Genomic DNA, 14163 nt, shown 5'->3' with positions numbered 1-14163 from the left:
GCGGCGATCAATGGACGGTTCCTTCGCTGGACGGCGCGGCACTGGCCGCGGAGGCCACCGCCGGCGCCGGATCGTCGACCCCCAGACCTTCGGGCAGCAGGATGCCGGTGGCGGTGCCGGCGGGCGGCGCCATCACCGCGCGCGCGGCCTCAAGCCCCTGTTCGCCGGTGATGGCGGCGATCCGCTCCGGCCAGGTTTCCAGCCGGTCCAGCGTCTCGCCGGTGGCCAAAGCGCGCCCCACCAGATTGGCGGTCGACGACACGCTGTCGCGGGCATAGACCGCGTCGGCCAGCATCCGGGTGCGGGCGCGTTCCAGCACATCGGCGGGCACGCCGTCCTTCAGCAGATCGGCCACCGCCGCCTCGACGGCCGCTTCCAGCGCCGCCACCGACACGCCCGGTGCCGGCGCCGCATAGATCATCACCTGGCCTTCGTCGCGGGCGCCGGAATAGAACGCGCCAGCCTGAACCGCCACGCCCTCGGCCACCACCAGCCGGCGGTAGAGCGGCGAATTCGACCCGCCACCCATCGCAAACAGGAACAGGTCCAGCGCTTCCTCGCGGTCGTGGCCGAAACTCTCGGCCACGGGCACCAGCCACGACCGGCGCCAGGTCGGCGAGGCCACCCCGGCCTCGGCCAGCACCAGCCGCCGGTCGCCGATCAGCGGTGCCGGCGCCGGGCGAAGCCGATGAGCCTCGATCGCCCGGGCATCATTGGCAACACCGACCTCCGCGCCGGCACCGGGTGCCGCATCGTCGGGAGCGGGGCCGTCATTCGCCACCCGGCCATAGGTCGCCTCGGCCAGCTTGAACACGTCTGCGGCCTGAACGTCGCCTGCCACCACCACGATGGCAGCCGATGGCCGGTAATGGGCCTTATAGAAGGCCAGCGCGTCGTCACGGGTCAGCGTCGGCAGTTCCGCGCTCCAGCCGATCACCGGCCGGCCATAGGGATGGCCGCCATAGAGCATGGCGCGATAGGCTTCCGAAAACCGCGCCTGCGGGTCGTTGTCGGTGCGGCTGCGGCGTTCTTCGATCACCACCTGAAGCTCGGTCCGGGTGTCTTCCGGCGTCAGCTTCAACCCGGTCATCCGGTCGGCTTCCAGGCGCATCACCAGATCCAGCCGGTCGGCGGCGATGTTCTGATAATAGGCGGTGAAATCATACGAGGTGAAGGCGTTGTCACGACCGCCATTCTCGGCGATCAGCCGCGAGAACTCGTCGCCCGCCACCTGATCGGTGCCCTTGAACATCAGATGTTCCAGGAAATGGGCGATGCCGGACCGGCGCGGCGGTTCGTCGGCGCTGCCCACCCGATACCACACCATATGCGACACGACCGGCATGCGATGGTCCTCAACCACCACGACCTGAAGGCCGTTGTCGAGTATGCGCGTCCGAGCGCCCAGAAGCGGGGTGGCGGCCTTGGCGGCGGCGGTCGCCGTCGCGGCCGCCACCGATGGCGGCGGCACGGCCGCGGGTGACGCGGCGGCTGGCTGAGCGGCGGATGGCTGGGCGGCAGCCAGCGGCGCGGCCAGGCCGGTCGCCATCAGCATCATCAGGCCCGCAGACGCGGCGAACAGCGGCGCGGTCCGCCGCCCGCGGCGGCGGGGACGCTCGGCGGGGGGTAGTGACGCAGGCAAGCGTCGTCTCCTCGTTGATCGGCCGGCCGGGTGGCATGCGGCCGCATCAAAGGATGGGCCGGTGCGGCGGCCGGCGCAACCCCCCGCCGCCGGGTGCCCGGTTATGTCATAGCCACCGGATGGCCGGCGGCGGCCGCACCGCCGGCCGATGCCGGGCTCAGAAAATGCCTTCCAGCAGACCACGACGCTTGCGCTCGATGATCGGGCTCTCACCATCGGTCGCCGCGCGACCCACCGCCTGATTGCTCTGCAGGCGGCGCTGCTCGGCGCCGGCATCGATCACCGTGCCCGGCTCCGGCTGCTCCTGCCAGAACAGCAGGCTGTTGACAAAGCTGTCGCTGGCCTCGACCAGCTGGGTGTTTTCCTGCGCGATCGTCGACCGGATGCCGGGATCGGCGCGGTCGGCGCCGGTTGCGGCCAGCACCGCCTGCTCGATCTCGCTGCCGCCGGTGGGGGCCGTGCCGGGCACGGCATTGCCAGTCAGGGCCGCGCGCGCGGTCTGGGCCGGCGTCTGCTCCTGCGGGCGGGCCATGCCGGGCTCCGGCGGGCGCAGGTCGTAATTGGGCGGCAGCACAAGCGGTGCACGGGGGACGACGGCGAATTCGTCGGGTGCACGCTTGTTCAGCCCCAGGGTCTCGCGCGCCGTATCGCAGGCGGCGAGGCCGACGCTCAGGATCGCGATCACCGACAGCGCGGTCAGGCGGCTCATGCGGTCTGCTCCCTCATCCCGTCGGCCGGCACCGGAATGGCGCGGCCCGAACGGCTACCAATGACATGTCGACATCACCCGGGCGGGCGGTGTCAGGACCGGGCCTGCTCTGATGGATCGCGGCCGAACAGGCCGTCGATCAGCAGCAGGACGACGCCGAGCGTGATGCCGGCATCGGCGATATTGAAGGCCGGGTAGTGCCAGCCGGCATAGTGAAGATCGAGGAAATCGACCACCGCGCCGATCCGGACCCGGTCGAGCGCATTGCCGATCGCACCGCCCGCCACCAGGCCCAGCCCCAGCGCGGTCCAGGCCCGTTCACCCCGCCAGCCCCAGCGGATCAGCACCAGGGCAACCACCGCTGCCAGAACTGTCAGCCCCCAGCGCGCCAGTTCACCATGCTGTGCCAACATACCGAAACTGACGCCGCGATTGAACACCAGGATCAGGTTGAAAAAGAAGGTCACCACCACGCCGTCGCCCGGCATGTCGAAGGCGGCCAGCACCACCTGCTTGGTAATCTGATCGGCCACCAGAACACCGATGAAGCCGATCAGCAGCATGCGACGGCTGCGGGCCCGCATCGTCTGATGGTCCAGACCGCCCACCGGTGACGCCGGCCGGTGGTCAGCCATGAGACACCGCATCCGCACAGCGCCCGCACAGGGCGGGATGGTCGGCATTCACGCCCACATCCGGCAGCACCTGCCAGCAGCGGGCGCATTTCTCGCCGGCGGCACGCCCCACGACCACGGCGACGCCGGGCACATCCTCCATCCGGAAGGCGTCGGCCGGGGCCTCGCCCGCGCCGGTGGCAAGCGTCGCCGCCGAGGTGATCGACAGCTCGGCCACATCCAGCCCGTCGAAGGCATGGGCATGTTCGGGCGCCAGCCACACGGTCGGATGCGCCTCAAGGCTGGCGCGAATCCGCTTCTCGCGACGCTCGACCTCGATCGCCCCGGTGATCACCCGGCGGATCTGGCGCACCCGGCGCCAGCGATCGGCCAGGGCGTCATTGCGCCAGGCCTCGACCGTGTCGGGAAACACCCGGCGGTGCACGCTTTCACCTTCGGGGGCCATCCCCTCGGGGAAGCGGGCAAGCCAGGCTTCCTCGGCGGTGAACACCAGGATCGGCGCCGCCCACACCGTCAGCCGGTCGAACAGCAGATCCATGACCGTGCGGGTCGCGCGCCGCCGGATGCTGTCGGGCGCGTCGCAATACAGCACGTCCTTACGGACGTCGAAATAGAACGCCGACAGGTCGACCGCGCAGAAATTGTGCAACAGGGTCGCCATGGTATGGAAGTCATAGGCCGCGATCGCCTTGCGGATCTGCACGTCCAACTCCCACAGCCGGTGCAGCACGAAGCGCTCCAGCTCGGGCATCTGGTCGAGGTCGAGCCGTTCAGCATCCGAGAAGCCGTCGAGCGCGCCCAGCAGATAGCGGAAGGTGTTGCGCAGCCGGCGATAGGCATCGGCCTGCGACGACAGGATGTCCTTGGAAATCCGCACGTCCTGCGAATAATCCGCCGACACCACCCACAGCCGCAGGATATCGGCGCCGTACTGCTCGATCACCTGCTGCGGCGCGATGACGTTGCCGACCGATTTCGACATCTTGCGGCCTTCGCCGTCGAGCACGAAACCGTGGGTGAGCACCGCTTCATACGGGGCCGTGCCGCGAGTGCCGCAGGCTTCGAGCAGCGACGACTGGAACCAGCCGCGATGCTGGTCCGAGCCTTCCAGATACAGCGAGGCCGGCCATTTCAGATCGTTGCGGCCTTCCAGGGTGAAGGCATGCGACGAGCCGCTGTCGAACCAGACATCCAGGATGTCGGTGACCTGCTCGTAATCGGCCGGGTCGCGGCCGGCGCCCAGGAATTCGGCGGGGTCGCGGGTGTACCAGGCCTCGGCACCTTCTTGCGCCACGGCGACCGCGATCCGGTCCAGAACCTCGGGATCGCGCAGCGGTTCGCCGGTCGCCTTATCGACGAAGACCGTGATCGGCACGCCCCAGGCACGCTGACGCGACACCAGCCAGTCGGGCCGGCTCTCGACCATCGAGCGGATGCGGTTGCGGCCGGTCTCGGGCACCCAGCGCACCCGGTCGATCGCCGCCAGCGCCTTCTCGCGCAGCTTCGACTGCTCCATCGAGATGAACCACTGGCGGGTGGCGCGGAAAATGACCGGCGCCTTCGACCGCCAGGAATGCGGATAGCTGTGGCGCAGCTTGCCGCGCGTCAGCAGCGCGCCGGCATCGGCCAGCGCCTGACACATCCGGTCGTCGACCTTGAACACATGGTCGCCCGCGAAGATCGGCACGCTCTCGGTATAGATGCCGTCCTCGGCCACCGTGTCCGGCACCTCAAGCCCGAAGGTCCGGCCCAGGATGAAGTCTTCCTCGCCATGGCCGGGGGCGGTGTGAACCAGACCGGTGCCCTGCTCGGTCGTCACATGGTCGCCGGGCAGCAGCGGCACGTCGAAATCATAGCCCTGGCCACGGAACGGATGGGCGCAGACCGCACCTTCGAACGCCGTGCCCTTGAAGGTCGCCACCACCTCATGTGCGGTGATGCCGGCATCGGCCAGCACGGCCGGGGCCAGCGCCTCGGCCAGCACCAGCACCTCGCCCACGCGTGCCAGCGACCCTTCACCAACCGCCGTCGGCCGGATCGCCACATAGTCCAGCTCGGGGCCATAGGCGACGGCGCGGTTGCCGGGAATGGTCCAGGGGGTGGTGGTCCAGATCAGCACCGACGCCCCCGAGAGCGCCGGATGACTGGCGGTCACCACCGGGAAGCGCACCGTGATCGTGGTCGAGGTCTTGTCGTGATACTCGATCTCGGCCTCGGCGAGGGCTGTCTTCTCAACCGGCGACCACATCACCGCCTGCGGCCCGCGATAAAGCTGGCCGGTCAGCAGGAACTTGCCGAGTTCGCGCACGATCTGCGCCTCGGCATCGAAGGTCATGGTGAGATAGGGCCGCTCCCAGTCGCCCAGCACGCCCAGGCGTTTGAATTCGGCGCGCTGCACATCGATCCAGTGGCTGGCGAACTCGCGGCACTCGCGGCGGAATTCCACCAGCGGCACCTCGTCCTTGTTCAGCCCCTTCTCGCGATAGCGCTTCTCGATCTCCCATTCGATCGGTAGACCGTGGCAGTCCCAGCCCGGCACATAGGGCGCGTCATGGCCCTGCATCTGCTGGCAGCGGCTGATCACGTCCTTCAGAATCTTGTTCAGCGCATGGCCGATATGAAGATGGCCATTGGCATAGGGCGGGCCGTCATGAAGCACGAAACGCTCGCGCCCCTCGCCATCCGCACGCAGCCGGGCATACAGATCCTGGCCGGACCAGCGGTCGAGCAGGCCCGGCTCGTTGGCCGGCAGGTTGCCACGCATCGGGAAACGGGTCTGGGGCAGAAAAACCGAGGCTTTGTAGTCCACGCTCATCGAGGTCCGGCCCTTCCGGGCTTGAAGGTCAGAGGGAAACGCGACAGGAAAACGCGATGGGTCGGCTGCCCGGCCACTGAAGGTCAGGCGGCGCGCATCATGCCACGGGCGGCGGCGCAGGCATAGCACGACCGGCGCATGGCCGCCCGCACCATCAGCCATAGCGCCGGTCGGCGGCATCGGCGAGCAGGCCGCGGGCGCGCTCGCTGTCGGCGGCGATCTGGGCCTTCAGCGCCTCGATCCCGTCGAAACGGCGTTCAGCGCGGATCCGCTCGATGAAGGCGATTTCGACCTGCCGGCCATACAAATCGCCGGCGAAATCGAACAGATGCGCCTCCAGCAGCAGGTCGCGTTTGTCGAATGTGGGCCTGCGGCCGAAATTGGCGACACCGTCATAGCGCCCGCCCGGCAGGGCCACGCCGCCGGCGCCCCGCCCCGCTGCCACATGGGCGCGGATCGCATAAACCCCGGTCGCCGGCTCGACATAGCGGCCGATGGCGATGTTGGCGGTGGGAAAGCCGATGGTGCGGCCGCGCCGGTCGCCGCCGCGCACCCGGCCGGTCACCGACCAGGGCCGGCCCAGCAACTGGCCGGCGCGGATCATGTCGCCATCGGCGATCGCCTGGCGGATCGCGGTCGACGAGAACACGGTGTCGCCCAGCGATCGCGGCTCCACCACCGACAGGCCGAAGCCATGGCGCTGGGCCGCCTGTTCCAGCAGCTTGGCATCGCCGCCACGGCCGCGACCGAACACGAAATCATGGCCGATCGCCAGATGCGCCACGCGCAGGCCGCGCAGCAGCACCCGATCGATGAAATCCTCGGCCGGCATCGCCGCCAGCGCCTTGCTGAAGCGCAGCATGAACACGGCGGGAATGGCCTCCGCCGCCAGCACCCGCAGCTTGTCAGACGGGGTCTGCAGGCGACCGGGGGCGCGATCGGGCTGCAGCACCTGGCGGGGATGGGGCTCGAAGGTCAGCACCGCCGGGCGCGTGCCCAGCCGGCGCGCCGCCGATGCGGCGGCCCCGATCACCGCGCGATGGCCGCAATGCACGCCATCGAAATTCCCCAGGGCCACAGACAGCCCCCGTGCCTCTGCCGGCAGGCCGTCGAAACGTCGATAGAGCCGCATGCACCGTCCATTGTCTGGCCCCCGAAGCCGCGGCGGTCGCCCCTCGGGTTACGTGGGGCATCCGCCGCGCCCGGCGGGCGCGGTGGGGTCTCGGGCGGAACGCCGGTTACGCCGCCCCGCTGTGCCACGCCGCCGCCTGCTGCACGGCAAGGCCGGCAGCACAATGAAGCCGGCAGGTCAGCCGGCGGCGGCGAGCGCCGCCGGGCGAGCCGGCACCATCACCTTGGTGATACCGTCGACAACCAGGGTGTCGCCAACCCGGCATTCCGTGGCCAGCACCGCACGCCGGCGTGCGGTGTCGACCTCTTGCACCCGCACCAGGGCGGTCACCGTGTCGCCGATCCGCACCGGGGCGCGATACCGGAAACTCTGGTCGACCAAGATGGCGCCGGGCCCGGGCAGTCTGGTTCCCAGCACCGCGGAAATCAAGCTCGTGGTGAAGGCGCCATGGGCGATGCGGCCCTTGAACGGCGTGGTCTTCGCAAAGGCCTCGTCCAGATGGACGGGATTGTGGTCGCCCGACAGATCGGCGAAGGCGCGCACGTCCTGATCGGTGATGGTGTGGGTGATCGTGGCATCCATGCCCACGGTCATGTCTTCGATGCAGAGGCCGCTGATCGCGGTCATGGGGCCTGACCTTTCCATTCCGTCGCCCGCGCCTGGTCCGTCACGGCCGGCGCCGATTTTTATGTGCGCTGCACTATAGACAGAACCGCAGGCCGGAGCAAGATCAACAGCCGTGAGCAATCCGGGTCGCGCATCATTTACAACCAAGATGCCCGTTTTTATGCCCTGTTAATTTCCAAAAAATAGCCCTATGTGAAATTATCCTCCGGATGCCGGCTCCCGCGCGAGAAACCGCCGGATCGCCGCCTCCACCTCGTCGGGGGCTTCATGGGCGATCCAATGGGTTGCATGCTGCACCCGCTCAATCGTCAGATTCGGCACCCAGATCTCCAGCCCCTCGATCAGGCCGGGCACCAGCGCCGTATCGCCCAGCCCCCAGATCACCAGCACCGGCAGGGTGACCGCGTATTTCTCGGGGTCGAGCAGCGGCTTTTCAGCCGGCAGGGTGCCGGCCGGCACCACATCGATCGGCGAGGCCCGATACCAGTTCAGCCCGCCGGTGAGCGCGCCAGGGCGGCCCCAGGCTTCGAGATAGGCCGCCTTGTCGGCATCGTTCAGGATGCCCTTCTCGTAGACCGGCTTCATCGAGAACCGCCACAGCCAGTCGAAATCATTGGCCGACAGCTTCGCCTCGGCCTCAGGGCTGCGGAACAGGCGGAAATACTGGCTGGCGCGAATCTGATCGGGGTTGCGCATCAACTCGCGCTGAAATGTCGCCGGGTGCGGCGAATTCAGGATGATCAGCCGCTCGATCATCTGAGGGAAGCTCATCGCGAACAACCAGGCGGCGGCCCCGCCCCAGTCATGGGCGACCAGGATCACCTTGGCGACGCCCAGCGCCTCGATCAGCCCCTTGATATCGCCGACGACATGCTTGGCGCGATAGGCGTCCACCTCGGCCGGGGCGTCGCTTTCGCCGAAGCCGCGCAGATCGGGGGCAACACAGCGATAGTCGGCCGCGAACCGCCCCATCATGCCCTTCCAGGCATACCAGAATTCCGGAAAGCCATGCAGGAACAGCATCACCGGCTTTGCGAGGTCGCCAGCCTCGGCAACATGCAAGGTGACCTCGCCGACATTGACACGACGATGGGTGATCTCGACCATCTGGGGCAGTCCTCCCTTGGCGGCCGGCCGGACCTTGGCGGCTGGCCGGACCGGTCCGCATTCATACGTTTGTTTTTCTGCATGCTAGCCGGTTCACGCCCGCCCCGCCACGACTTCCCATTGCCTGCAACCATAAGATCGATCAAGGTCCGCCCCACCTGATCCGCACCCGGCCCGATCCGTACCCGCCCGGCCCCGCCATCGAGACGCCCCCATGCTTGCCCTTGCCCTCGCCTTCCTGCTCGGCCTCGCCGCCGGCTGGCTGCTCCGCAGTCGCCGCCTTCGGCTTCAGCGCCCGGTCGACCGGCTGACCACGATCTCGATCGTCGTGCTGCTGGTGCTCATGGGGATCGGCACCGGCGCCCTGCCCGATCTCGCCCGCACGCTCGCGGCCTCGGGCCTGAAGGCGGTGATCATCTCGGCAGCCGCGGTCGCGGGCTCAATCGCCGTCACCCTGGTTCTGTTGAGGCTGATCGGCCGCAGGGCCGGGCCCGTCGATGCGCGCGAGGACCAGCCATGATCATGACCCTGATCATTCTGGGCGGCTATCTGGCCGGCATCGCGATCGGCGCCATGGCCCCGCAGCTTGCCGCGCAGAGCGCCTGGGCGACCGAACCCGCATTGATGCTGCTGGTATTTCTGGTTGGGCTCGGCACGGCACTCGATCCCTCGGCCTGGGACCGGCTGCGGCGCGCCGGGCCGCGCGCGATCGCCCTGCCGGTGGCGGTGATCGCCGGCACGCTTGGCGGTGCGGCACTGGTCTCGCCATTGCTGGACAACATGGCGCCGGGCGACGTGCTGGCGGTGGCCTCGGGTTTCGGCTGGTACAGCCTGTCGGCGGTGATGATCGCCGAGGCCCGGGGCGAGGCGATGGGCGCCCTTGCCCTGATGGCCAATATCAGCCGCGAGGTCATCACCCTGGTCTTTGCCGGGCTGATGGTGCGCGCCTTCGGCCCGATGGCACCGGTGGCATCGGCCGGCGCCACCGCCATGGACGTGTCGCTCGGCATCATCACCATCCATGGCGGGCGCGAGGCCGGGCTGGTGGCCCTGGCCAGCGGTTTCGCGGTCAGTCTGGCGACGCCGGTTTTCGTGGGGCTCTTCCTGTCGCTGTGACGGCTCAGTCCGCCCGTCGCGGCTGAACCACGATCTTGCCAGCCTTGCCGCGGGCCAGCGTCGCCGCCAGGGCGTCACGCGCGCGCGCGAGCGGAAAGCGCATCTGCGCCGGTGGCGCCAGATCGCCGGCGGCGACCCGCCTGAACAGCGCCGCCCGGTCGGCGGCGGCCTGCTCCGCATGCGCGGTCAGGAAATGCCGGATCTCCACCCCCACCAGGGCGGCACTCTTCAGCAGCGGCAGATTGATCGGCAGGGACGGAATGGGTCCGCCGACGAAGCCCACGATCAGGTGGCGGCCGTCCTTGGCCAGCGACCGGAACAGCAGCTCGAAGACCGGCCCCGCCACCGGATCGAACACGATGTCGATCACGCCGCCCGGCACCGCCTCTCGGATACGGGCGCGGATGTCTGGGTCGGTGGCATCGATGGTCCGGGCAGCCCCCAGCGCCAGCGCCCTGGCGCGGCCGTCATCGGTCGAGGCCATGGCCGTGACATCGGCGCCGGCCCGCGCCGCCACCTGCACCGCCGCCGAACCGACCCCGCCCGAGGCACCGGTCACCAGCACCCGCTCGCCGGCCTTAAGTCCGCCGCGACGGATCAATCCGTAATGCACCGTCTGATAATCGACCAGCATCGCCGCGGCATCGCCCAGGTCGAGCCCGTCGGGCAGGCATTCCGCCTCGGCCTCAGGCACGATCACATGGGTTGCAAGCCCGCCGCCCATCCGCCACACCGCCACCCGCTCGCCCGGGCGCCGGCCGCTCACCCCCGGCCCCACCGCATCGATGACGCCGGCGATCTCGCCGCCGGGGATATAGGGCAGCGGCGGCCGGATCTGATAGCGGCCATGAACAATCAGCCCGTCGACATAGCCCAGACCCACGGCCTCGATCGCGATCCGCACCTCACCGGCCTGCGGCTCGGGCAACGGCCGGCGGATCAGGGTGAAATCATCGGGCGAGCCCAGGGCGTCGCCTTGCCAGCATCGCATGCACAATCTCCGGATCTGTCCGTGGCGGGCGGCACATGCCGGCGCGGTCAGCGCGCCGGCGGTACCTCCGGCGCATAGGCCTTCATGAAGCGGGTCACCGCCGCCGCCACACGCCGCGCCGCCTCGTCATCATCGGGGGGTGGTGCCGCATGCAGCAGCTGGCGAAGCTGCAGCTTGCCGTTCAGCATACCGAAGAAGTGCTCCGACGCCAGATGCGGGTCGTCGATGTCGAGCCGGCCGGCCTGATGCTGCGTCGCCAGCCAGTCGGCCAGCCGCCTGCCATTCCTGGCAGGGCCGATCTCGTAGAAGGCGGCGGCCAGCTCCGGCGCCATGCCGCCCCTGCCCATGCCGGTCAGCATGTGCATCACCGACACCATCTTGCCGGAAATCACCACCCGCATGAAATGCCAGGCGATCTCGGTCAGGATGTCTTCGGGCGAGGCATCGGGGTCGGGCGCGCTCAACGGCGCGGTGATCTGCTCGGCGACCTCGCCCACCGCGGCCAGGAACAGCTCGTCCTTGTTGCGGAAGGCATTATAGATCGTCTGTTTCGACACGCCGGCCTCGGCCGCGATGTCGCCCATGCCGGCATTGAAGCCATTGGTGGCGAACTGCTGGCGCGCCGCCGCCAGGATCGCGCGGCGCTTGTCGCCATCGACCGGCCGGCCGGGGCCCGTGCGGCCGGCGGGATCACATGGCCGGCAGGCCTCGGCCGCCGCCGCGCGGGCCGCCGCCAGCACCGCCCGCGCTCGGCCATTGCCCCGTTCCGATGCGTCGCTCAATGCCCGCCCCCCGCAGGCGCGCCCGCCATCGCCGGCCGGCGCAGGGTCGTGGTCAGCATGGCCGCGCCGATAAAGATCGCCGCCAGCACCAGGAACACATCGCCGAACGTCATCACCGTCGCCTGCTGCTGCACCATGCCCATCAGTGTCTTCAACGCGGCCAGCGACGCATCCCCCGCCACCTGGCCGTCGAAACGCTGCGTCAACCCGTCCAGCGCCGCCTGCACCTCCGGCCGGGCCGGATTGGCACTGTCGGCGATGCGACCCAGATGCACGGCATTGCGGTCGATCATCAGCGTGTTGATGCCGGCAAGCCCGACGGCCCCACCCAGATTGCGCATCAGATTATACAACACGCTGGCATTCTTCAGCATATCCATCGGCAGGGTGCCAAGGGCGATCTGATTGATCGGCAGCATGCAGAACATCAGCGACATGCCGCGCAGGATCTGCGGCACCAGCAACTGGTTGAATTCCCAGTCGGCGGTGATGTGCGACATCCACCAGGTGGAGCCGGCAAGCGTTGTGAAGCCGATCGCCAGCATCACCCGCTGATCCATCTTGCGCGACAGCATGCCGGCGATCGGCGCCGAACAGAACTGGGCAAGCCCGGTGACGAACAACACCTCGCCGATCTGCATGGCGTTCAGGTCGCGGATCCGCGCCAGATACAGCGGCAGCACATAGACCAGCCCGTACAGGCCAACACCGATCACGAAGCTGAACATGCAGCCCGTGGCAAAGTTGCGGTCTCGGAACGCCTTCAGGTCGACGATCGGATTGTGATGGCTCAGCACCCGCCAGAAGAAGCCGATGCCGGCCACGACCATGATCACGAACAGCACCGAGATGGTCCGGTCGTCGAACCAGTCGTCGCGCGGGCCTTCCTCGACCACATATTCCATCGTGCCCAGGAACACCGCCATCAGCATCAGCCCGGCCAGATCCAGCCGGCGCAGCAGCGACCGGTCGCCGGTATCGAAGGCCGGCGCCCGCCAGACCACCAGCGTCACCAGAACGCCCGGCACCACATTGACCAGGAACAGCCAGTGCCACGAGAATATCTCGGTCAGCCAGCCGCCGAGCGTGGGGCCGATGGTCGGGGCCAGCGTCGCCACCAGCCCGATCACCACCGACACCCCGCCGCGACGATTGCCCCGGAACAGCTGGAAGGCGGCCGCGAACACGGTCGGGATCATGGCGCCGCCCAGAAAACCCTGAAGTGCCCGCCAGACGATCATCTCGTTCAGGCTGGTGGCGGTGGCGCAGGCAACGCTCATCAGCGTGAAACCGGCGGCCGAGATCAGGAACAGTCCACGGGTCGACAGCGCCCGCGACAGATAGCCGCTGAGCGGGATCATGACCACTTCGGCGATCAGATAGCTGGTCTGGATCCACGACACCTCGTCGGGGCTTGCGGCAAGCCCGGCCTGCAGCTCCGACAGAGATGACGATACGATCTGGATGTCCAGAATGGCCATGAACATGCCGAAGACCATGGCGATGAAGCCGGCGATCTCGCCTCGGCTGGGGCCGCTCGCGGCATCCGCGCCGGCCGGCGCGGCCGGGGCCGCCGCCGCCGTCACCGGGGGTGTTGTCGTGCCTGAGGTTGTCGACACCGGCGCCTGATCCTCTCGCTCGTCTTATGCGGGCGCCGTGGCCCCGCCGGTCAGCGCTGCGCCAGGGCGCGCGGCGCGATGCTGGCGCCAAGCCCATAGGCCGGACGGTGGCTGGCGGCATCGGGGGCGGCGCTGGTATCCACTGCCACCACCACCGACAGGCCCGGCACCAACAGATGTGCCGCATCATCGGTGTCGTCGACGGTGATCCGCACCGGCACGCGCTGGACGATCTTGGTGAAGTTGCCGGTGGCGTTCTCGGGCGGCAGCAGGCTGAACCGCGAGCCGCTGGCCGGCGACAGGCTTTCCACCGTGCCATGGATCTCGCGGCCGCCCAGGGCATCGACCTCGATCACCACCGGCTGGCCGGGCCGCATCGCCCCAAGCTGGGTTTCCTTGAAATTGGCGACGACATAGGTCTGGGGCAGCGGCACGATCGCAAGCGCGGTCTGGCCGGGCTTGACGTATTCGCCCACCTCGACCGCGCGATTGGCCACCACGCCGGCGCGGGGTGCGTGCACCACGATGTGATCCAGATCCAGCCGCGCCGCCGCCAGACGCGCGTCGGCCGTGGCGATCTGTGCCAGCGCTTCGCCGCGATTGGCGCGCAGAACCGGCACCTGACCACGGGCGGTGGCAAGGTCCGCCTCCGCCTCGGCCAGCGATGCCTCGGCCTTGCGGACATCGGCGCGGGCGGTTTCCAGCCGCTGGGTGCTGGCGGCGGCGCTCTTGTTCAAGGCCACATAGCGCGACAGGTCGCCCCCCCGCCTGCGACCGCTCGGCCCGGGCGGCGGCAACGGCGGCCTCGGCGCGCGCGATCTCGGAGGTGGATAGCTCAAGCCGGCGGTCGATCACGTCCACCGACGCGCGGGCGCTGGCCAGCGCCGCCTCGGCCACCCGCACCTTCTAGCATTACAGTTGCGTATTTCTCCTGATGTGAGCGAGCTTTGCTTGGGCCTGATGGGTGCGTCGCCAGATTGACCAAGCG

13 protein-coding genes are annotated in these 14163 nt (G+C 68.9%); 2 read left to right on the top strand and 11 right to left on the bottom strand.

What is annotated here, in order from left to right; all coding sequences use genetic code 11:
• Nucleotides 1-7: 7 nt before the first annotated feature.
• The 7 genes from IEW15_RS16425 to IEW15_RS16395 all read right to left on the bottom strand — a co-directional run bounded on the left by IEW15_RS16425 (nucleotide 8) and on the right by IEW15_RS16395 (nucleotide 8667).
• Nucleotides 8-1642, bottom strand: a complete 1635-nt coding sequence (locus tag IEW15_RS16425; RefSeq protein WP_188579853.1) for a M16 family metallopeptidase — start codon at nucleotides 1640-1642, stop codon at nucleotides 8-10.
• Between the two features lie 157 nt (nucleotides 1643-1799).
• Entirely contained in the window at nucleotides 1800-2351 is a 552-nt protein-coding gene (locus tag IEW15_RS16420) for a DUF3035 domain-containing protein (RefSeq protein ID WP_188579851.1), read from the bottom strand.
• A gap of 92 nt (nucleotides 2352-2443) precedes the next feature.
• Entirely contained in the window at nucleotides 2444-2986 is a 543-nt protein-coding gene (gene lspA, locus IEW15_RS16415; protein WP_229708173.1) for a signal peptidase II, read from the bottom strand.
• Complete coding sequence (ileS, locus tag IEW15_RS16410; RefSeq protein ID WP_188579849.1) at nucleotides 2979-5801, bottom strand: isoleucine--tRNA ligase; 2823 nt, start codon at nucleotides 5799-5801, stop codon at nucleotides 2979-2981. The genes lspA and ileS overlap by 8 nt, the downstream gene beginning before the upstream one ends.
• Before the next feature lie 154 nt (nucleotides 5802-5955).
• Nucleotides 5956-6933, bottom strand: a complete 978-nt coding sequence (locus IEW15_RS16405; RefSeq protein ID WP_188579847.1) for a bifunctional riboflavin kinase/FAD synthetase — start codon at nucleotides 6931-6933, stop codon at nucleotides 5956-5958.
• A gap of 177 nt (nucleotides 6934-7110) precedes the next feature.
• On the bottom strand, nucleotides 7111-7560 hold the full coding sequence (locus tag IEW15_RS16400; RefSeq protein ID WP_188579845.1) for a MaoC family dehydratase: 450 nt from the start codon (nucleotides 7558-7560) through the stop codon (nucleotides 7111-7113).
• A 198-nt stretch (nucleotides 7561-7758) separates the two neighbouring features.
• Complete coding sequence (locus IEW15_RS16395) at nucleotides 7759-8667, bottom strand: alpha/beta fold hydrolase (RefSeq protein WP_188579843.1); 909 nt, start codon at nucleotides 8665-8667, stop codon at nucleotides 7759-7761.
• A 214-nt stretch (nucleotides 8668-8881) separates the two neighbouring features.
• Between IEW15_RS16395 and IEW15_RS16390 the strand changes: the two genes are divergently transcribed.
• Together IEW15_RS16390 and IEW15_RS16385 are read left to right on the top strand one after the other, a co-directional pair.
• Entirely contained in the window at nucleotides 8882-9187 is a 306-nt protein-coding gene (locus IEW15_RS16390) for a LysO family transporter (RefSeq protein WP_188579841.1), read from the top strand.
• Between the two features lie 2 nt (nucleotides 9188-9189).
• Nucleotides 9190-9783 (top strand): lysine exporter LysO family protein, encoded by a 594-nt coding sequence (locus IEW15_RS16385; protein ID WP_188579839.1) that lies wholly within the window; start codon nucleotides 9190-9192, stop codon nucleotides 9781-9783.
• Nucleotides 9784-9787: 4 nt separating this feature from the next.
• Here IEW15_RS16385 and IEW15_RS16380 read toward each other — a convergent pair whose 3' ends face one another.
• Genes IEW15_RS16380 through IEW15_RS16365 form a run of 4 tightly spaced genes read right to left on the bottom strand, consistent with a single transcriptional unit; the run spans nucleotide 9788 to nucleotide 13918 of the window.
• The gene (locus tag IEW15_RS16380) at nucleotides 9788-10774 is read right to left on the bottom strand and encodes an NADPH:quinone oxidoreductase family protein (protein WP_188579837.1); all 987 of its coding nucleotides are present in this window, start codon (nucleotides 10772-10774) and stop codon (nucleotides 9788-9790) included.
• Nucleotides 10775-10821: 47 nt separating this feature from the next.
• Entirely contained in the window at nucleotides 10822-11556 is a 735-nt protein-coding gene (locus tag IEW15_RS16375; protein ID WP_188579834.1) for a TetR/AcrR family transcriptional regulator, read from the bottom strand.
• On the bottom strand, nucleotides 11553-13175 hold the full coding sequence (locus IEW15_RS16370) for a DHA2 family efflux MFS transporter permease subunit (protein ID WP_229708172.1): 1623 nt from the start codon (nucleotides 13173-13175) through the stop codon (nucleotides 11553-11555). The genes IEW15_RS16375 and IEW15_RS16370 overlap by 4 nt, the downstream gene beginning before the upstream one ends.
• Nucleotides 13176-13225: 50 nt before the next feature.
• Nucleotides 13226-13918, bottom strand: coding sequence for an HlyD family secretion protein (locus IEW15_RS16365; RefSeq protein ID WP_188579832.1), 693 nt, complete (start codon nucleotides 13916-13918; stop codon nucleotides 13226-13228).
• Between the last annotated feature and the right edge of the window lie 245 nt (nucleotides 13919-14163).

Origin of the sequence: Tistrella bauzanensis (assembly GCF_014636235.1) — a bacterium.
In the GTDB taxonomy this organism is placed as follows: Bacteria; Pseudomonadota; Alphaproteobacteria; order Tistrellales; family Tistrellaceae; genus Tistrella; species Tistrella bauzanensis.
This window is presented reverse-complemented; position numbering and strand designations above follow the sequence as displayed.